We start from the raw sequence: 20,013 nt of genomic DNA, 5'->3' as shown, positions 1-20,013 counted from the left end.
CTGAACGTTCCACCCGCACCACTCGAGGCACCATTACCCAGCCCTGTCACAGGGCTCTTCGTCGCGCCCGGAAACGGGCGGCGCCCGGAAACGGGCGGCGCCCGGAAACGGACGGCGACGGAGCGAGACCAGAGAGCGAGTACCGCCTTGTCCCTCCCCGAACCGAACGTCCCGCGCCGCCGGGTGTTCCGCCGCATCGCCACCGCCACGGCCGTCGCCGCGGCCGGCGCACTCGTCGTCGCCGGCTGCAGCTCCGGCAGCAGCGCCGACTCGATCGAGAAGAGCGCCCCGAAGGAACTCAAGGGCACCGTGTCCCTGTGGCACTTCTTCACCGGCCGTGAAGCCGGCGTCGTGAAGACCGCCGTCGAGGGCTTCGAGAAGGCCAACCCCGACGTCACCGTCGACATCCACGCCGGTCAGGACGACGAGAAGCTGCAGAAGGCGATCTCGTCCGGCCAGAACATCGACGTGGGTCTGTCGTACTCGACCGCGATCGTCGGCAGCTTCTGCTCCTCGGGTGCCTTCCGCGACCTGTCGCCGTACATCAAGCGCGACAAGGTCGACCTGTCCGACATCCCGAAGGCGGTGCAGTCGTACACGCAGTACAAGGGCACGCGCTGCACCCTGCCGGCCCTCGCCGACGTCAGCGCGCTCATGTACAACAAGCCGCTCCTCGAGAAGGCGGGCATCACGACTCCACCGAAGACGCTCGACGAGCTGAAGACCGACGCGCTGAAGCTGACGACGTACAACGCCGACGGCTCCATCAAGCAGCTCGGCTTCAACCCGCTCATCGACTTCTACGAGAACTCGCCCGAGCACTGGGCGCCGATGGTCGACGGCTCGTGGCTCGACAAGGACGGCAACAGCGTGATCGGCACGTCCGACGCGTGGAAGAAGCTCATCACCTGGCAGAAGGGCTTCGTCGACGAGATCGGCTACGACAAGCTCAAGGCCTTCACGTCCGGCCTCGGGCAGGAGTTCGCGGCCGACAACGCGTTCCAGACCGGTCAGGTCGCCATGCAGATCGACGGCGAGTACCGCACGGCGTTCCTCAAGGACCAGAAGCCGGACCTCGACTACGGCACGTCCCCGACCCCGGTGATGGACGGCCTCGGCAACTACGGCTCGACGTACATCGCGGGCAACGTCGCGGGCATCGCGAAGGGGTCCAAGAACCCCGAGCTGTCGTGGGCGCTCCTGAAGTACCTGTCCACCAACACCGACGCGCAGGTCACGATGGGCAACGGTCTGAAGAACATCCCGACGCTCACCTCGGCGCTGGAGTCCCCCGACCTCGAGGTCGACGAGAACTACAAGACCTTCGTCGACGTCGCGGGCAACAAGGACACGATGACCTCGCCGGGCACCGCGGACGGTGCCGCCTACATCGGCACCTTCACGAAGTTCTGGCAGGCCTACCAGCAGAGCGGCGGCGACCTCGACGCGAAGCTGAAGAAGCTGGACTCCGACATCGACAACGCGAACCAGCTGGCTGGTCCGTGATGAGCCTCACCACCAAGACGACCGGCCGGGAGGCGCGGCTCGCCCGCGCCGCCCGGCCCACGGGCCCGACGGGGTCCGGTCCGGTGCCCCCGACGGCTCCGCGACGTCGGCCCCGCTCCGCAGAGTCCCGGCGCCGCCTCGTCGCCCTGACGATGCTCGCGCCGGCCCTGGCGGGCCTGGTGATCTTCTTCGCCTACCCGCTCGTCGCATCGATCTTCTACTCGTTCACGCGCTACAACCAGCTGCAGGAGCCCGAGTTCGTCGGGCTGCTGAACTACAAGTTCCTGTTCACCCAGGACCCGCAGATCGGGCCCGCGGTCGTGAACACGCTGTGGTTCGTCGTCATCCTGGTGCCGGTCCGGATCGTGTGCGGACTCCTGGTGGCCGGGCTTCTCAGTCGAGCCAAGACGGCCACCGGGTTCTGGCGGACGCTGTTCTACCTGCCCGCCCTGGTCCCGCCGGTCGCGAGCGTCGTGGCGTTCGTGTTCCTCTTCAACCCGGGCACCGGGCCGGTGAACCAGATCCTCCGGGTCTTCGGCATCGACGGCCCGCTGTGGTTCAACGACCCGGCGTGGTCGAAGCCCTCGCTGGTGATCCTGGGCGTCTGGGTGATGGGCGACATCATGATCATCTTCCTGGCGTCACTGCTCGACGTGCCGCGCGACCTGTACGAGGCCGCGTCGCTCGACGGCGCGAACGGCGTCCAGCAGGTCCGGCACATCACCCTGCCGACGATCGCACCGGTGATCGGGTTCGCCGCCGTGACGGGGGTGATCGCCGCACTGCAGTACTTCACCGAAGCGGCCGTCGCCTCGGGCGTCGCGAGCGGCAAGGCGACGATCGGTGGCGGGACCGCCGCCCAGCTCGGCTACCCGGGCACCTCGCTGCTCACCTACACCGAGCTGCTCTACCAGCACGGGTTCGCGAACTTCCAGTTCGGCTACGCGTCCGCCATGGCCGTGGTCCTGTTCGTGATCACCGCGGTGGTGCTCGTCTTCACGATGCGTCGGATCAGTGTGTTCCGGCCGGAGGAGTCCTGATGACCGCCGTCTCCCAGTCCCCGCTCGCCCGGGCGCCACGGGGTCCAGCTCCCCGCACCGGCAGGCCGCGTGGCCGCACGCTCGTGTGGATCGCCGAGCACGCCGCCCTGGTGGCCCTCGGCGTCCTGACCATCGCCCCGATCGTGTTCGTGGTCCTGACCTCGCTGATGTCGAGCAACCAGGCCCTCACGGCGTCGATCGTGCCCCGGCCGTTCGACTTCTCGAACTACGCGCGGGTGTTCACCGAGCTGCCGCTCACGCAGTGGTTCGGCAACTCGTCGATGTACGCCGTCCTCGCCACCGCGTTCATGCTCCTCAGTTCGGTGCCGGCGGCCTACGCGCTCGCCCAGATCAAGTTCAGGGGCGCGAACCTGATCTTCACGGTGATCATCGTCGCGATGCTCCTGCCCCCGCAGGTCACCGCGGTGCCGGTCTACGTGATGTGGTCGCACCTGCACCTGACCGGCACCCTGTGGCCGCTCATCCTGCCCAACCTGCTCGGCGACGCCTTCAGCATCTTCCTGCTCCGCCAGTTCTTCATGACCATCCCGAAGGAGTACGGCGACGCCGCCCGCATGGACGGCTGCAGCGAGTGGGGCGTGCTCTGGCGCGTGGTCGTCCCGATGGCCCGCCCGGGCATCGCGTCGGCGGCGATCTTCATGTTCTTCCACTCGTGGAACGACTACTACGGCCCGCTCCTGTACGCGTCCGAGAACCAGGCCGCCTGGCCGGTGGCGTACGGGCTCGCCACGTTCCGCGGGCAGCACGGCACCGACTGGTCGATGACGATGGCGATGACCGTCGTCGTCATGGTCCCCGTCGTCATCATCTTCTTCTTCGCACAGAAGGCATTCGTCGAGGGCATCGCGCTCACCGGCGTGAAGGGATAGCAGCTCCAGTGAAACTCACAGTCGTCGGTGGCGGATCCACCTACACCCCCGAACTCGTGGACGGCTTCGCCCGACTCCGCGACCAGCTCCCCATCGACGAGCTCTGGCTCGTCGACCCCGACCCGGTGCGCCGCGAACTCGTCGGCGGTGTCGCCAAGCGGATGTTCGCGCACGCCGGACACCCCGGCACGATCCACGTCACCGACGACGTGGTTGCCGGGGTCACCGACGCCGATGCCGTCATGTTCCAGCTCCGCATCGGCGGGCAGGCCGCACGGCAGCAGGACGAGACGTGGCCGCACGAAGCGTGCTGCATCGGCCAGGAGACCACCGGTCCGGGCGGTTTCGCGAAGGCACTCCGCACCGTGCCCGTGGTCCTGGAGTACGCCGAACTCGTCCGGAAGCACGCCAAGCCGGACGCCTGGATCGTCGACTTCACCAACCCCGTCGGCATCGTCACCCGTGCCCTGCTCGAGGCCGGGCACCGCGCCGTCGGACTGTGCAACGTCGCGATCGGGTTCCAGCGCCGCTTCGCGAAGGAGTTCGGCGTCGCCCCCGACCACGTCCGGCTCGACCACGTCGGCCTGAACCACCTGACGTGGGAGCGCGGCGTGCACGTCACGGGCGCGGACGGCGTCGAGCGCGACGTCATGGCGGACCTGCTCGCCGAGTCGGACGGCGCCCTCGGCCGGACGGCGGAGAGCGTGCACATGCACCCGGACCTCCTCCGTCTGCAGCACGCGATCCCCTCGTACTACCTGCGGTACTTCTACTCGCACGACATCGTGCTGCAGGAGCAGCTGCACGAACCGACCCGTGCCGAGGCCGTCATGGAGACCGAGCGGGCCCTGCTCGCGAAGTACGCCGACGAGTCCGTCGTGACGAAGCCCGCCGAACTCGAGCAGCGCGGCGGCGCCTACTACTCCGAGGCGGCGATCGACGTGCTGTCCTCGATCCTCGGCGACCGCGGCGACGTGCAGGTCCTCAACGTCCGGAACGACGGCACGTTCCCGTTCCTGCCGGACGACCACGTCATCGAGGTGCCGTCGCGCGTCACCCGCCAGGCGATCACGCCGTTGCCGGTCTCCCCGCTCGACCCGGACATGGTCGGTCTCGTGTCGCACGTCGCCGGGTACGAGCGGCTCGCGCTCGACGCCGCGGTGCACGGTGGCCGCGACCGGGTGCTCCGTGCGATGTGGGCGCACCCGCTCGTCGGGCAGGTGGACAAGGCGGAGCAGCTCACCGACCTGCTCCTGGCCGCGAACGCGGAACACATCCCGTGGGCGCGATCGGAGCAGGTGACGTGGGCGGGCTGAGCCGGACCGGCGAGGCGGGCCCGGCCCGAGCCTCCCGTCCGCCCGCGCCGGTTCCACCGGACGCGACCGACGTCGTGCTCGCCGTCGACGGGGGCGGGAGCAAGACCGACGTCGTCGCGATCGCACTCGACGGGACCATCGTCGGGCACGCGCGCGGTCCGGGGTCGAACCCGCAGACGCGGGGCTGGGACCTCGCCGGCCCGATCCTCGACGACGTCCGAGCGCGGGTCGTCAGCGAGCTGGGCGACCGGCGCATCCGGACGACGCACGTGTACCTGGCCGGGCTCGACCTGCACGACGAGCTCGTCGCGGCGACCGCGGCGCTCGCGCACTGGGCCGAGGACGGCGGCGAACCGCACGTCCTGGACAACGACCTGTTCGCGCTGCTGCGGGCCGGCACCCTGTCCCCCGACGCCGCGGCCGTGGTGTGCGGCACCGGGATCAACGCCCTCGCGGTGCGGGCCGACGGCACGACCGCACGGTTCCCGGCCATCGGGGACGTCTCCGGCGACTGGGGTGGCGGCGCGTGGCTCGGCAACCGGGCGCTCTGGCACGCGGCGCGGGCCGACGACGGGCGCGGTCCGGCGACGGCACTGGTCGACGCGGTGCCGGCGGCGGTGGGCCTCCGCAGCGTCCGCGAGGTCACCGAGGCCATCCACTTCGGCCGCTTGGACCAGCGCGTGTTCAACCGGCTCTGCCCGGTGCTGTTCGACGTGGCCGGAGCCGGCGACGCGGTGGCCCGGAGCGTCGTGGAGCGGCAGGCGGAGGAGATCGTCCTGCTCGCCGCGGTCGCACTCGAGCGCTTGGGCCTCGGTGGTTCGGCGGCCGAGCCGGTGCCCGTCGTGCTCGGCGGCGGGGTGCTCGCAGCTCGGCACCCGTTGCTCGTGGACGGTGTCGTCGACGGGCTCGCTGCCCGGGTCCCCGGAGCGGTGCCGACCTGGGTGACCGATCCCCCGGTGCTCGGCGCAGGGCTCGCGGCGCTGGAGTCGGTCGGCGCCGACGACGCGGCGCTCGAGCGGTACCGCGAGGCCGTGCGCTCCCGTGCCTTCGCGAGCACGACCGCGCTGATCCGCTGACGCGCGCGCGGGCGCGGGCGCGGGCGCGGGCGCGGGCGCGGGCGCGGCGGCGCCCGCCCGCCCGCACGACGCCCTCGCGAAAGCGACAGTCTGCCGCCGAACATTCGCCGCAGACTGTCGCTCTCGCGGCACGAACCGCGCGGACCGACCGCCGGGTCCGGCGGCGGCCCCACGGCCTACGCCCGCGCCAGCATCCCGAGCGTGTCGACCACGCGGTTCGAGAAGCCCCACTCGTTGTCGTACCAGGCGACGACCTTCACGTGCCGGCCCTCGTCGACGCGGGTGAGCAGCGAGTCGAAGATGCTCGACTCCGGCCGCCCGGTGATGTCCGTCGACACGAGCGGGTCCACCGTGAACGCCAGGACCCCGGCGAGCGGACCGGCAGCCGCGGCGCGGTAGGCCTCGTTCACCTCGTCCACGGTCACGTCCCGCGACACGACGGTGTTCAGCTCGACGATCGACCCGACGGGCACCGGCACGCGGATGGCGTCACCGGACAGCTTGCTCTCCAGGCGGGGCAGCACCAGCCCGATGGCCTTGGCCGCCCCGGTCGTCGTCGGCACGATGTTCACGCCGGCGGCGCGGGCCCGACGCAGATCACGGTGCGGCCCGTCCTGCAGGTTCTGCTCCTGCGTGTACGCGTGCACGGTGGTCATGAACCCGTGTTCGATCCCCGCCAGGTCGTCGAGCACCGACGCCAGGGGTGCGAGCGCGTTGGTCGTGCACGATGCGTTCGAGATCACCGTGTGCACGGCCGGGTCGAACGTGTCCGAGTTCACGCCGTACGCGATGGTGGCGTCCGCTCCGGTGGCCGGCGCACTGACGAGGACCCGTCGGGCGCCGGCGGTCAGGTGCCCGGCTGCCGCGTCGCGTGCGGTGAAGCGTCCGGTGGACTCGAGGACGACCTCGACGCCGAGTTCGGCCCAGGGCAGGTCCGCCGGCGACGTCGATGCGAGCACGCGGACGCGGCGGCCGTCGATGACGAGCGTGTCGCCGTCGACCTCGACGGTGCCGTCGAACGGCCCGAGGGCGGAGTCGTAGCGGAACAGGTGCGCGAGTGTGTCGGGGGCGGTCAGGTCGTTCACGGCGACGACCTCGAGGTCGTCACCGCCCCGTGCGAGCAGGGCGCGGAGCGTGTTGCGGCCGATGCGGCCGAAGCCGTTGATGGCGATGCGGGTCATGTGGAGTTCCTTTCGTTCCGTGGTCCATGCTCACGGGCCGGAAGGCACGGCTCCAGTGGCAGGGAAGCCAGCGTCCGAAAGGATGTCGCCACCACCGCCGCGTCGGCGCGGTCAGTCCTGGAACGTCCGGCGGTACTCGGTGGGCGAGGTCCCGAGGATCCGCCGGAAGTGCGTCCGCAGGTTCGCGTCGGAACCGAGGCCCGCTCGTTCGGCCACCTGGTCGACGCCGAGGTCGGACTGCTCCAGGAGCTCCCGGGCGAGGTCGACGCGCGCCCGCAGCACCCACTGCATCGGCGTGTACCCGGTGTCCTCCACGAACCGACGTGAGAACGTCCGGGTCGACACCGTGGCGTTCCGCGCGAGCGCTTCGAGCGTGAGCGGCTCGGCGAGGTGCCGGAGCGCCCACTCCCGGGTGTCGGCGAACACGTCGCCGAGCGGTTCGGGCACGCTCCGCGGGACGTACTGCGCCTGGCCGCCGCTGCGGTACGGGGCGCTGACGAGCCGTCGGGCGACGTGGTTCGACAGTGCCACGCCGTGGTCCTGTCGGACGATGTGCAGGCACAGGTCGATGCCGCTCGCGGCGCCGGCGCTGGTCAGCACCGAGCCGGCGTCGACGAACAGCACGTCCTCGTCGACGTCCACCTCGGGGTACCGCTCACGGAGCACCCGCGTGTAGTGCCAGTGCGTCGTCGCCCGGCGGCCGTCGAGCAGCCCGGCTGCCGCGAGCGCGAACGCCCCGGTGGAGATCGCCGCGATGCGGACGCCGCGCTCGTGGGCCCGCGCGAGTGCCGCGACGACGTCGGCCGGCGGCGCGGAGTCCGATGGGCGGCGGTAGCCGGGCACGAAGACGGTCTCCGCCCAGTCCAGTGCCTCCAGCCCGTGGTCGACCGCGTAGGCCAAGCCGTCACCGCCGGTGATCCGACCGGCCCGGGGGCCGCACACCCGCACCTCGTAGGGCATGCTCGGCCGGTTCGAGAACACCTGCGCGGGGATCCCGACGTCGAGCGGTTTCGCGCCGTCGAGCACCAGGACCGCGACGCGGTGCAGTGGGAACGCAGCCATACCGGCGACGCTAGCGGACGTGGCCGCCCGGCTCGCGGAGTGCCCTGACCGTCAGGCGTCGCGGACGGCCAGCACCCGGTGCGGCGATGCCCGTTCCGCTCGCCACCCGCTCGGCAACGAGTCCCGCAGCTCCGCCAGCGTGAAGGACCGGCGGATCGACCGCAGGCCGTCGACCCGGACGAAGGTCCCCGCGGACACCAGCGGCGACGCCAGCGCGTACGCCCGGTAGGCCTCGCGTGACCGACGGATGTCCGAGTGCACGCTGCGACCCGACGCGAGCGCCTCCGAGTCCGCCAGGAACCCGTTCCGCTCGTCGTCGCCCAGGTGGTGCAGGACGTGGTTCGACACCACGACGTCGAACCGCTCGCCCGCCGTCACCAGGTCACCGCTCGACTGCTGCCGGAAGGTGACACCCCGCGGTGCCCGTCGGTTCGCCGCGTCGATCGCCCGCGGGTCCGGGTCGACCCCGACGACCTCGACGTCGAACCCGTCGCTCGCCGCCCACCGCACGACGGCCCGGGCCAGGTCGCCGCCGCCGCACCCGAGGTCGAGGACCCGGGCGCGGCCGTGCACCGGCAGAGCCGGTACGACGTGGGTCCGCCACGCCGAACGCCAGCCGCTCACCAGGGCGTTGACGAGCGCGAAGCGCCGGAAGGTCCGCGCGAGCGCGCGCGGGTCGCAGTCCGGGTCGTCCATGAGTTCGGTCAGGTCGACCGCGCGCGTGCGCAGGTCGAGGACCGGGAGGCCCGTGGAGCCGCCGTCGGAACGGCTCACGTGCGCACCATGGTCAGTCGCGCACTCTCGACCGTGAGACCGGGGCCGAAGGCGAGCGCCACGACGGCAGCACCGTCCGGGATCCCGGCGTCGAGGGCCTCGCGGAGCACGAACAGCACGGTCGCGCTCGACATGTTCCCGTGGTCGCGCAGCACCGTCCGGCTCGCCGCGATCGCCGTGTCCGGCAGGTCGAGCGCCTGCTGCGTGCGGTCGAGGATCGCGCGGCCACCGGGGTGCACGGCCCACACCGGCACGTCGGCGGCGGGACCGTCGAGCAGCGACGCGACGGCTTCGGCGACGCTCGTGCCGACGAGCTTGGGCACGGCGGTGCTCAGGACCATCTCGAAGCCCTCGTCGCCGATGTTCCAGGCCATCTCGCCGGCGCTCTCGGGCACGACGGCGGTGGCGAACGCGTCGAGGCGCAGGCCGGGGCCGTCGGCGGTGACCACGACGGCGGCGGCACCGTCCCCGAAGACGCTGTTCGCGACGATCTGGTCCGGGTCGTCGCTCGCGCGGACGTGCAGGGTGCAGAGCTCGGCGCAGACGACCAGCACGACCGCGGCCGGGTCGGCCTCGGCGAACGCGGCCGCGATCCGGAGCGCCGGGAACGCCGCGCAGCACCCCATGAACCCGATGTGGTGGCGGAAGACGTCACGGCGCAGGCGGAGCTCGGTCACGATGTCCAGGTCCGGGCCGGGCTGCGTGAAGCCGGTGCACGACACCGTGACGACGTGCGTGACCGAGGCCGCGTCGACGTCTGCGCGGGCCAACGCGTCACGAGCAGCCTCGACGAAGAGCGTCGGTGCGAGCTCGCGGTAGCGGTCGTTGCGGGTGCCAGTCGAGGGCGAGTGCAGCGCGCCGTCCGTGTCGCGGAACGCGCCCGCTGGACGGCTCCGGTCGAGTTCGGCCAGCACGGTGTGCCGGTGCTCGACCGCCGAGGCGTCGAAGGCTGCGGGGACGAGCCGCCGGCCGAGACGACCGAGCTCGGGCTGCGCAGCGAAGAGGTCTCGCACGGCAGCCTGCTCGAGTGTCGTCTCCGGGACGGCGGTTCCGATGGCGCGGATCGTTGCGGACACGACTCATCCTGTCACCGGGTCGCTGACGCGTCCCCAGGTTCTCCCACACCGCGGAACGGACACAGCACCGTGGTTTCCCACGGCGCTGTGTCCGGAACCTGGTTCCGCGGAACGGAACTGCACGGAACGGCGACTACGCCTGCTGCGCGCGCTCCAGCACCAGCTCGCGGACGCGGGCGGCGTCCGCCTGGCCCTTCATGGCCTTCATGACGGCACCGATGATGGCGCCGGCGGCCTGGACCTTGCCGTCCTTGATCTTCGCGAGCACGTCCGGCTGGCCGGCGAGAGCCTCGTCGACCGCGGCGGTGAGCGCCGAGTCGTCGGAGACGACCTTGAGCCCGCGCGCCTCGACGACCTGGGCCGGCGAGCCCTCGCCGGCGATGACGCCCTCGAGCACCTGGCGTGCCAGGCGGTCGGTCAGGTCGCCGGACTCGACGAGCGCGATGACCTCGGCGACGTGCTGCGGCGACACCAGATCGCCGGGCTCGGCGTCCTGCGCGTTCGCGACACGGCTGATCTCGCCGGTCCACCACTTGCGGGCGGCCTGCGGCGCAGCGCCGGCGGCGACGGTGCCCTCGACCTGGTCGAGCAGGCCGCCGTTCACGACGTCCTGGAACTCCAGGTCGGCGAAGCCCCAGTCGCCCTTCAGGCGACGGCGGCGAGCCACCGGTGCCTCGGGCAGGGACGCACGGAGCTCCTCGACGACCGCGGGGTCCGGCACGACCGGCAGCAGGTCGGGCTCGGGGAAGTAGCGGTAGTCGTCGGCGTCCGACTTCGGACGGCCGGCCGAGGTGCGGCCGGTGTCCTCGTGCCAGTGACGGGTCTCCTGCGTGATCGAGCCGCCGTCGGCAAGGATCGCGGCCTGGCGCTGGATCTCGTAGCGGATCGCACGCTCGACGGCACGGAACGAGTTGACGTTCTTCGTCTCGGTACGGGTGCCGAGCTTCTCCTGGCCGCGGGGGCGCAGCGAGATGTTGGCGTCGCAGCGCAGGTTGCCGCGCTCCATGCGGGCCTCGGAGACACCGAGTGCGCGCACGAGGTCGCGGATGACCTGCACGTACGCGGCACCGAGCTCGGGGGCACGGTGCTCGGCACCGAAGATCGGCTTCGTGACGATCTCGACGAGCGGCACACCGGCGCGGTTGTAGTCGACGAGCGAGTACTCGGCACCCTGGATGCGGCCGGTGGCACCACCGACGTGCGTCAGCTTGCCGGCGTCCTCTTCCATGTGAGCGCGTTCGATCGGGATGTTGAAGATCGTGCCGTCGGCCAGTTCGACCTCGACCTCGCCCTCGAACGCGATCGGCTCGTCGAACTGCGAGACCTGGTAGTTCTTCGGGTTGTCCGGGTAGAAGTAGTTCTTCCGGGCGAACCGCGACGACTCGGCGATCGAGCAGCCGAGCGCGAGGCCGAGCTGGATCGAGTACCGGACGGCCTGCGCGTTGACGACGGGCAGCGACCCGGGCAGCCCGAGGTCGACCGGCGTCACGTTCGTGTTCGGCTCGCCACCGAAGAAGTTCGGCGCGTCCGAGAACATCTTGGTCTTCGTCGCGAGCTCGACGTGCACCTCGAAGCCGAGCACCGGCTCGTAGCGCTCCAGTGCCTCGTCGAAGTCCATGAGCGCGTCCTTCTGCGCCATCAGATCACACCTTCCTGCGCAGCCGACTGCTGACTCTGGTCGAGGTCCGGGATCCGGTCGATGAGCGGGGCTCCCCACTGCTGTTCGAGCAGACGCTCGAGTGCCGCACCGTAGCGGTACAGGCGGGCGTCCTCACGCTGCGGGGCCATCAGCTGGACGCCGACGGGCAGGCCGTCCTCTGGCGCGAGGCCGTTCGGGATGCTCATGCCGGGCACGCCCGCCAGGTTCGCCGGGATCGTGGTGAGGTCGTTGAGGTACATCGCGAGCGGGTCGTCGATGCGCTCACCGATCGGGAACGCGGTCGTCGGGGCCGACGGGCTGATGAGCAGGTCGACCTGGTCGAACGCGGCCTGGAAGTCGCGCTGCACGAGCGTGCGGACCTTCTGCGCCGAGCCGTAGTAGGCGTCGTAGTACCCGGCGCTCAGGGCGTAGGTGCCGAGGATGATGCGACGCTTCACCTCGGGACCGAACCCGGCCTCGCGCGTGGCGGCCATGACGTCCTCGACCGTCGCACCGTTCTCCGGCGTGACGCGCAGGCCGAAGCGCACCGAGTCGAACTTCGCCAGGTTCGACGAGGCCTCGGCCGGCAGGATCAGGTAGTAGGCGCTGATCGCGTAGGCGAACGACGGGGCGTCGATCTCGACGACGACCGCACCGGCCGACTCGAGCAGCGCGACGGTCTCCTGGAAGCGCTGGGTGACCCCGGCCTGGAAGCCGTCGCCCCCGGCGAGTTCCTTCACCACGCCGACGCGCAGGCCGCGCAGCGTGTCCGCCTGCAGTCCTTCGCGGGCGGCGGCGGCCATCGAGGGCCAGGCGTCGGGGATCGAGGTGGAGTCGCGCGGGTCGTGCCCGCCGATGACGTCGTGCAGGAGCGCGGCGTCGAGGACGGTACGGGCGACCGGGCCGATCTGGTCGAGGCTGGACGCCAGGGCGATCGCGCCGTAGCGGCTGACCCCGCCGTAGGTCGGCTTCACACCGACGGTGCCGGTGACGGCGCCGGGCTGACGGATCGAGCCACCGGTGTCGGAGCCGAGGGCGATGGGTGCCTCGTGCGCGGCGACGGCAGCGGCCGAGCCACCGCCGGACCCGCCGGGGATGCGGTCGAGGTCCCACGGGTTGTGGGTCGGTCCGTACGCCGAGAACTCGGTGGTCGAGCCCATCGCGAACTCGTCCATGTTGGTCTTGCCGAGCGGCACGAGGCCGGCGGCGCGGAGCTTCGCGACCGGGGTGGCGTCGTACGGCGGCATCCACCCTTCGAGGATCTTCGAGCCCGAGGTGGTCGGCATGTCCTGCGTGCACAGGACGTCCTTGATCGCGATCGGGACACCGGCGAGGGGCCCGAGGTCGTCGCCGGCCGAGCGACGCGAGTCGATCGACTTCGCGACGGCGATGGCGTTCTGGTTGACGTGCAGGAAGGCGTGCACGTCGCCGTCGACGGCGGCGATGCGGTCGAGGTGGGCCTGCGTGGCCTCGACGCTCGAGACGTCGCGCGCCACGAGGGCGTCGGCGAGCGCCGCGGCGCTCATCCGCGTGATGTCGGTCACTGTTCTTCTCCCAGGATGGCGGTCACTCGGAACCGTTCGCCGTCGGAGTCCGGCGCTCCGGAGAGCGCCTGCTCCTGCGTCAGCGTCTGGCCGACGACGTCGGGTCGGGTGACGTTGCCGAGCGGCACGGGGTGGCTCGTCAGCGGGACGTCGTCGGTCGCGACCTCGGCGACCTTGGCGACGCTCTCGACGATGTGCGACAGCTCCCCGGTCAGCTTCTCGATCTCGTCGGGCGTGAGTGCGATACGTGCGAGGTTCGCCAGGTGCGCGACCTGCTCGCTCGTGATGTCAGGCATGGTGCTCCGTCGATCGGTTCGTGGACGTCCGACAGTCTATTGGCTGCGGTCGATCACGCAGGCGCGGCTGTGGACGGCTGCCTGGAGGCCCGTCACCGGTCCGGCGGACCGGTGACGGGCCTCCAGTCGGCGTGGACCCGAGCCGTCACTTCCCGTTCTGGTCACCCGCTGTCGGAGCCGCCGTGGCGGCGGGTGCCGCCGGTTCCGCCGGAGCAGCCGGTGCAGCGGGTGCAGCGGTCTGCGTCGGCGTGGTCGGCGTCGACTGGTCGGCCTGCGACGCACCGGATCCCGACGACGCCGAGGACTGCGACTGCGACGACTGCGACGAGTGGCTCGCCTGCCCGATCATCGCCTGGCTCGGCGTGGGCAGGGCGTCCCCGCCGACCGTCTGGTCCAGGTACGCCATCATCGACTTCCCGACCCCGAACTTCGCGCTGTACCCGGTGGTGCCCTGCAGGAACGGCCAGTTCGCAAGGCTCACGCTCCCCTGCACGTTCCCGATCCAGGTGGCGTTCGTGTACTTCGTCGACGACGCGACGAGCCAGTTTTGCACGTCGCCGTCGGTGGTGCCGGTCTTCGCGAACTTCGGCACGCTGTCGCCGGGGTTCGCACTGGCGGCGGTGCCGGAGCCCGACAGCACGCCCTGCAGCGCGTAGTCGACGGTGCCGGCGACGTCCGCCGAGACCCCCTGCGTGCAGGACGACGGCGTCGGGGTGATCTTCGTGCCGTCCGACTCGGTGACGGAGTCGATCGCGGTCGGCGTGCAGACGACGCCGCCGTTCGCGAAGCCGGCGTAGGCCTCGGCCAGGTCGATCGGCGACAGCTCGTTGACGCCGAGGATCGACGAGGGGGTCTGTCCGAGGGCACCGCCGTCGGCGCGGTGGATCCCCATCGACTGTGCGAGCTGCGCGATCTTGCAGAGGTCGAGCTGCTTGCCCATCGCGCCGAAGGCGGTGTTGATCGACTCGACGGTGGCGGCCTGCACGGTCATCGACGCCGGCACGGACTCGGCGTTCGCGACCGGCCACGTCCCGCCGCTGACGTTCTGGCAGGAGTTCGTGAACTCCGAGTTCTGGAACGTGTGCTCGGTGGTCGACACCGATTCGGACAGGGTGTGGCCGGTCGCGAGCCACTCGGCCAGGGTGAACACCTTGTAGGTCGAGCCGGTCTGGAACCCGCCGGAGTTGCCGTAGCCGGAGTCCGCGCTGTAGTCCACCGCGGTCGACCCCGCTGCGGCGTTGTCGCCCTGCGTGTACGACGTGTTCTGCAGCATCGACATGATGCGTCCGGTGCCGGGCTCGACGGTGACGTTGGAGCCGCCGACGTCGACGCCGGCCATCGTGGCCGGCACGTAGGTCGACAGTGCGGTCTGCGCCTGGCCCTGCAGGTCGAGGTCGAGCGAGGTGTGGATCTGCAGGCCCTTGGTGTCGAGCGTCGCGATGCGCGCCGCGGCGGTCTTGCCGAACGCCGGGTCCTGCAGCACCTGGTCGCGGACGTAGTCGCAGAAGTAGCCGGCGTCGTAGTTCGTCGCCGCGGTCGAGCAGCCGTTCGCGGTCTCGGTGATCTTCGGCGTGACCGGGGTCGCGATGGCCTTCGTCATCTCGGCCTTCGTGATCGACCCGTGCGCCTGCATGCGGCGGAGGACGTAGTCGCGTCGTTCCTTGGTGAGCGCGTAGCCGTTCGCCTGCCCGTTGTCCTTGTCACCGGGCACGTCGATGCGCAGGTTCGAGGGGTTGTTGAGGATCGCCACGAGCGTGGCCGACTGCACGAGCGACAGGTCCTTCGCGTGCACGCCGAAGTAGTACTCGGCACCGGCCTCGGCGCCGTACACCCGACCGCCGAGCCCGACGATGTTCAGGTACCCGGTCAGGATGTCGTCCTTCGAGTACTTCTTGTTCACCGCGATCGCGTACCGCATCTCCTGCAGCTTCCGCTGCGGGGTGACGCCGGCTGCGTCCTCGTAGCAGGCCTCCACCTTCTTCGCCGTGGCGGCCTGGTCCTTGCCGGTGAGTTCCTCGCACTGCTGCACGAGGACGTTCTTGACGTACTGCTGCGTGATGCTCGATCCGCCCTGGACGTCGCCGCCGACGACGGTCGCGGCGACTCCGCGCAGCGTGCCGAGGACGTCGATGCCGCCCTCGTCGTAGTAGCGGGGGTCCTCGGTGTCGATGGCGGCCTGCTTGAGCGTGTCCGCCATCTGGTCGGCCGCGACGTTCGTCCGGTTCTCGGCGTAGAACGACGCGATCTTGACCTGCTTGCCGCCCTTCGTCGCGTACACCGACGACACCTGCTGCGGCGTCTGCACGTCGAGGTAACTCGGCAGGTCCTCGAAGAACGCGACCGCACCCGAGGTGCCCTCACCCGCGACGGCGACCGCGGGCGTCACCGCGACGGCGACGAGCATGCCGGCGAGCACGGACATCACCACGAACATCAGGAGAGCACCAGGCCATCGCACCACACGCATGCCCCGAACCGTAGGGAGGCGGGCTGTACTGGTTCTGCCGTGGAACCGACTGAGGCTGCGCCGTCGCTCAGGTTGCCGCTCAGGCAACACCTGTCGCGGGTCGCGATCCGCGCGGGGTCGCGGATCCGGCCGGGAGGCCCGGTGCGGCCCCGGCACGTCGGCCGCCGGTCACGATCCGGTCACGCCCAGGGCCGCACCCCGTCAGTCGCGAGGCTGCAGGTCCTGCGGACGGACCAGGTACATGTCGACCGACGCACCGACGACGCCGTCGTCACCGGTGCTGCCGCGTCGGACCTGCTCGCGGACGAGGTCACCGCGGCCGATCCCGATCAGGGCGACGTCGTGCAGCGATGCGGTCCCCGGCTTGAGGTAGTCGTTGTGCCCGACCGGACGGCGGAACAGGTCCCCGGCGGCCAGCGCGTCGGCACCGCCGGCCAGGTTCATCACGGTGGCGCCGAACGACGAACCGCCCGGGTCCGTGCCGTAGTACCCGGACCCCGCGATCGGGTCGCTGTGCGCGACACCGACGAACACCTCGTCCGAGGCGACGTCCAGGTCCGCCGCCGACCGGACGTCGCTGCCCGGTGACCCGAGCACGGTGAGGGTGTCGGCGCTCATCCGTCCGGAGGCGAGCGCCATGAGCGCCGTCGTCGACCCGTACGAGTGCGCCACGATGTTCAGCCGGGGCTGGTCGCCGTCGCGGATCTGCCGCAGGCCGTCGACGGTGCGCTCGAGTCGCTGCGCCCCGGAGTCGGCGAGGCTGAGCGACATGATGTTCGACAGGTCGGGCGTGCGGTAGCCCATCCACGCCACGACGGCGACGCCCGTCCCGTCGCCGGAGCCACCGGCCGCCAGCGGCGCGAGGGTCGCTTGTTCGCTCGCCAGGTCGTTGGCGGTGTTCGTGAAGTCGGCCATCTGCCCGGTCACGGTGAAGAACATCCCGGGGACGATGACGGTGACGTCCGCCGCGGTGTCGAGGTCTCCGATGCTGATCGCCGCTCGGCCCGCCGCCCGGGTGTCGAGCGTGATGAGGAACCGCTGCGGGTCACCGGGCTCGCGCCGCAACGAGTCCCGCACCTGTCCGAGCATCGCGGCGTGCGCGGCACCGGTGTCGGGGTCGGCGAGTCCGGTGGTCAGGGTCGACCGGTTCGCGCGGTCGCGGACGGCGTACGGCACGCCCTCGAGGTTGCCGATGATCGACGGCGCGTGGTCCAGGAGCGTGCCCTGTTCGTCGGCGCCGAGTCCCGCCCACCACTGCGCGACGACGGCCGCCGCGGGCGGGTCGTCCTGCGCGGTCGCCACGACACGGCGGTCGTCGGCGGCACGGCGCAGGTCACCGGCGCCGAGGACCCCGAGGTCGTCGAGGAACGCCCGACCGTGCGCGTCGGCGACGGTGTCGACGTCGATCTGTCCCCCGGTCATGACCGGCTGGGGCACCGTGTGGCGCTCCGAGACGAGCGCGACCGTCACGGTGGCCGTGGCGGCATGGGTCGGAGGCGCGACGGGGGCCTCGATCACTCCGAGCGAGTGCATCGAGGCGGTGAGCAGAGCCGCGGCGATGAGCAGCAATCGGGTCTCCCCCTGGAAGGCCGTCCCGCCGTCTCCCTGCAGACGACGGGTGATGCTCTGTCGAGTGTAAGGAGAATGCCCGAGGATCGGTCATGCGCGATGCAACTTGTCCCCCGAACTGGGTGCGTCGCACGGCGCGCCGCAGTGTGCGGCCACATCGCGGTCGTGCTCGTCGCCCCGGCTCACCCCTCGGGCGCGGGGACCTCCGGCTCGGGGAGCGCGCTCGGCCCCTCGGTCACGAGCAGGTGGAACTGCTCGGCGTCGATGATCCGGAGCCCCAGCTGCTCGGCCTTCGTGAGCTTCGACCCGGCCCCGGGACCCGCGGCCACGAAGTCGGTCTTCTTGCTGACGCTCGACGCCGCCTTGCCGCCGGCGGTGATGATCGCCTCGAGCGCGCCCTCTCGCGTGTACCCCTCGAGGGACCCGGTCGCCACGACCGTGACGCCGCTCAGGACACCGCCCTCGATCGCCGCGCCCCCGGGGCCGGGGTGGTCCGGCGTGGTGAACTGCACGCCCGCCGTCGTCCAGCGGTCGATGATGTCGCGGTGCCAGTCGACCTCGAACCACGCGAGCAGGGCGTCGGCGATGATCCCGCCGACCCCGTCGACCGCCGCGAGTTCCTCGCGCGAGGCGCTGCGGATCCGGTCGAGCGACCCGAAGTGGTTCGCGAGCGCCCGCGCCGCGACCGGTCCGACGTGGCGGATGCTCAGCCCCACCATGATGCGCCAGAGCGGTTTCGTCTTCGCTGCGTCGATGTTCGCGAGCATCTCGAACGCGTTCTTCGACGGGAAGCGGCTCGGCTCGCCGGTGTAGTCGGCCCCGCGTGCTTCGGGGTCGAACGGCGGGTCGGTCTTCTTGCGCGCGCGGCTGAACGGGGTCACGCGCTTCGGGGCACCGGCGTCGTCGACCTTCTCCATGCCGGTCTCGGCGTCGCGGACGATCACCTCGATCGGGACGATGTCCTGCATCGTCAGGTCGAACAGCCCGGCCTCGGTCACGACCGGTGGGGTGTCCGGGTGCAGCGGCTGCGTGAGCGCTGCGGCTGCGACCTCGCCGAGGCCCTCGATGTCGAGGGAACCGCGCGATGCGATGTGCTCGACACGACCGCGGACCTGCGCGGGGCAGCTCTTCGCGTTCGGGCAACGGAGGTCGATGTCGCCTTCCTTCGCGGGGGCGAGCTCGGTGCCGCACTCCGGGCAGTGCGTCGGCATCACGAACTCGCGCTCCGTGCCGTCGCGCAGGTCGACGACCGGCCCCAGGACCTCGGGGATGACGTCGCCGGCCTTCCGCAGCACGACGGTGTCGCCGATCAGGACGCCCTTCGCCTTGACCACCTGCTGGTTGTGCAGGGTGGCCTGGCGGACGACCGACCCGGCGACCTCGGCCGGGGCCATCACCGCGAACGGGGTCGCACGCCCGGTCCGCCCGACGCTGACGACGATGTCGACGAGCTTGGTGTGGACTTCTTCCGGCGGGTACTTGTACGCGATCGCCCACCGGGGCGCACGAGACGTCGAGCCGAGTTCTTCGTGCAGGGCGAGGTCGTCGACCTTGATGACGACGCCGTCGATCTGGTGCTCGACCGAGGCACGGCGGTCGCCCGTGGAGCGGACGAAGGCGTTCACCTCGTCGATGGTGTCGAAGACCCGGTAGTGGCTGCTCGTCGGCAGGCCCCAGGTCTCGAGCAGCTCGTAGACTTCGGACTGCGAGCGGACGTCGGTCTCCTGCTCGAGCTCGCGCACGGGCCACGCGCCGATGCCGTGCACGAGCATCCGCAAGCGCCGGAGCCGGTCGACCATGAGTGCGCGCTTCGCCTCGGACTTGCCCTCTTCCTTCTGGCGGAGGGACCCGGCGGCGGCGTTGCGCGGGTTGGCGAAGACGCGCTCCCCCGCCTCGCGCTGGTTCGCGTTGAGCTCGTCGAACTCGGCGACCGGGAAGAAGATCTCGCCGCGGACCTCGACCAGCGGCGGGTGGCCGGTGCCCGACAGCCGGTCCGGGATCGTGCCCATCGTCCGGACGTTGCCGGTGACGTCCTCGCCCACGACACCGTCACCACGGGTCGCCGCCGACACCAACCGGCCGTGCTCGTAACGCAGGTTGATCGCGAGGCCGTCGATCTTCAGCTCGGTCAGGAACCGGACACGCTCGGCACCGGCGTCGCGCTGCACCTTGACAGCCCACTCGGTGAGCTCGTCCGGGCTGAACACGTTGTCGAGCGAGAGCATCCGCTCGGCGTGCTCGACCGGTGCGAACTGCGTGGTCTGCGCCTGCCCGCCGACGGTCTGGGTCGGGCTGTCCTCGGTCAGGAGCTCCGGGAACCGCTGCTCGATCGCGGCGAGCCGTCGGACCAGCACGTCGTAGTCGGCATCGGCTTCCGGTGATCCGTTGTCGCCCTGGTAGTACGCCTGTCGCAGCTCGTTGATGCGGGCCCGCAGCCGGTCGACCTCGCGCCCGGCCTGGGCGGCGTCGAGCCCGTCGGGGTCGATGGTCTCGAACGTGGCGTCGGTCTCGCTCATGCCATCAGTTCTACCGTGTGCCACCGACGGCGCGTGCAGCGGACCCACCGCCCGGGAGCGG

The 20,013-nt window shown here is 71.1% G+C and carries 15 protein-coding genes; 5 read left to right on the top strand and 10 right to left on the bottom strand.

The genetic code is table 11. The features are described from left to right. The first annotated feature begins 147 nt into the window (after positions 1 to 147). The 5 genes from ITJ69_RS04265 to ITJ69_RS04245 are packed head-to-tail and all read left to right on the top strand — an operon-like array spanning position 148 to position 5,828. Positions 148 to 1,506: an extracellular solute-binding protein gene (locus ITJ69_RS04265; protein WP_228504733.1), complete on the top strand. Its 1,359-nt coding sequence runs from the start codon at positions 148 to 150 to the stop codon at positions 1,504 to 1,506. Then, positions 1,506 to 2,546 carry a carbohydrate ABC transporter permease gene (locus ITJ69_RS04260; RefSeq protein WP_200849231.1) on the top strand — a complete coding sequence of 347 codons (1,041 nt, stop codon included), beginning with the start codon at positions 1,506 to 1,508 and terminating at the stop codon, positions 2,544 to 2,546. The genes ITJ69_RS04265 and ITJ69_RS04260 overlap by 1 nt, the downstream gene beginning before the upstream one ends. Then, positions 2,546 to 3,436: a carbohydrate ABC transporter permease gene (locus ITJ69_RS04255; protein WP_131921616.1), complete on the top strand. Its 891-nt coding sequence runs from the start codon at positions 2,546 to 2,548 to the stop codon at positions 3,434 to 3,436. The genes ITJ69_RS04260 and ITJ69_RS04255 overlap by 1 nt, the downstream gene beginning before the upstream one ends. 8 nt (positions 3,437 to 3,444) lie before the next feature. Next, positions 3,445 to 4,752, top strand: coding sequence for a 6-phospho-beta-glucosidase (locus tag ITJ69_RS04250; protein ID WP_123340745.1), 1,308 nt, complete (start codon positions 3,445 to 3,447; stop codon positions 4,750 to 4,752). Beyond that, complete coding sequence (locus ITJ69_RS04245; RefSeq protein ID WP_323742965.1) at positions 4,740 to 5,828, top strand: N-acetylglucosamine kinase; 1,089 nt, start codon at positions 4,740 to 4,742, stop codon at positions 5,826 to 5,828. The genes ITJ69_RS04250 and ITJ69_RS04245 overlap by 13 nt, the downstream gene beginning before the upstream one ends. Before the next feature lie 176 nt (positions 5,829 to 6,004). Here the strand turns inward: ITJ69_RS04245 and gap are convergent, their stop codons facing one another. The 10 genes from gap to ligA form a co-directional block, all read right to left on the bottom strand. Further along, positions 6,005 to 7,009, bottom strand: a complete 1,005-nt coding sequence (gene gap, locus ITJ69_RS04240; protein ID WP_194672075.1) for a type I glyceraldehyde-3-phosphate dehydrogenase — start codon at positions 7,007 to 7,009, stop codon at positions 6,005 to 6,007. Positions 7,010 to 7,120: 111 nt separating this feature from the next. Beyond that, complete coding sequence (locus ITJ69_RS04235) at positions 7,121 to 8,071, bottom strand: GlxA family transcriptional regulator (RefSeq protein ID WP_194672074.1); 951 nt, start codon at positions 8,069 to 8,071, stop codon at positions 7,121 to 7,123. 51 nt (positions 8,072 to 8,122) lie between these two features. Then, positions 8,123 to 8,845 (bottom strand): methyltransferase domain-containing protein, encoded by a 723-nt coding sequence (locus ITJ69_RS04230; protein ID WP_194672073.1) that lies wholly within the window; start codon positions 8,843 to 8,845, stop codon positions 8,123 to 8,125. Beyond that, positions 8,842 to 9,921, bottom strand: a complete 1,080-nt coding sequence (locus ITJ69_RS20885; protein ID WP_194672072.1) for a type III polyketide synthase — start codon at positions 9,919 to 9,921, stop codon at positions 8,842 to 8,844. The genes ITJ69_RS04230 and ITJ69_RS20885 overlap by 4 nt, the downstream gene beginning before the upstream one ends. Before the next feature lie 133 nt (positions 9,922 to 10,054). Next, the gene (gatB, locus tag ITJ69_RS04220) at positions 10,055 to 11,560 is read right to left on the bottom strand and encodes an Asp-tRNA(Asn)/Glu-tRNA(Gln) amidotransferase subunit GatB (RefSeq protein ID WP_123340738.1); all 1,506 of its coding nucleotides are present in this window, start codon (positions 11,558 to 11,560) and stop codon (positions 10,055 to 10,057) included. Beyond that, on the bottom strand, positions 11,560 to 13,104 hold the full coding sequence (gatA, locus tag ITJ69_RS04215) for an Asp-tRNA(Asn)/Glu-tRNA(Gln) amidotransferase subunit GatA (protein WP_111085022.1): 1,545 nt from the start codon (positions 13,102 to 13,104) through the stop codon (positions 11,560 to 11,562). Before gatA ends, gatB begins: the two co-directional genes overlap by 1 nt. After that, entirely contained in the window at positions 13,101 to 13,400 is a 300-nt protein-coding gene (gatC, locus tag ITJ69_RS04210) for an Asp-tRNA(Asn)/Glu-tRNA(Gln) amidotransferase subunit GatC (protein ID WP_111085021.1), read from the bottom strand. The genes gatA and gatC overlap by 4 nt, the downstream gene beginning before the upstream one ends. Before the next feature lie 145 nt (positions 13,401 to 13,545). Beyond that, positions 13,546 to 15,867 carry a transglycosylase domain-containing protein gene (locus tag ITJ69_RS04205; protein ID WP_194672071.1) on the bottom strand — a complete coding sequence of 774 codons (2,322 nt, stop codon included), beginning with the start codon at positions 15,865 to 15,867 and terminating at the stop codon, positions 13,546 to 13,548. A 201-nt stretch (positions 15,868 to 16,068) separates the two neighbouring features. Next, positions 16,069 to 17,436: an alpha/beta hydrolase gene (locus ITJ69_RS04200; protein ID WP_194672070.1), complete on the bottom strand. Its 1,368-nt coding sequence runs from the start codon at positions 17,434 to 17,436 to the stop codon at positions 16,069 to 16,071. Positions 17,437 to 17,618: 182 nt separating this feature from the next. Then, positions 17,619 to 19,952 carry an NAD-dependent DNA ligase LigA gene (gene ligA, locus ITJ69_RS04195; RefSeq protein WP_194672069.1) on the bottom strand — a complete coding sequence of 778 codons (2,334 nt, stop codon included), beginning with the start codon at positions 19,950 to 19,952 and terminating at the stop codon, positions 17,619 to 17,621. Positions 19,953 to 20,013: the final 61 nt, after the last annotated feature.

Origin of the sequence: Curtobacterium sp. VKM Ac-2887 (assembly GCF_015350935.1) — a bacterium.
Taxonomy (GTDB): Bacteria; Actinomycetota; Actinomycetes; order Actinomycetales; family Microbacteriaceae; genus Curtobacterium.
The sequence above is the reverse complement of the archived record's forward strand: the minus strand, read 5'-3'. Positions and strand labels throughout refer to the sequence as shown.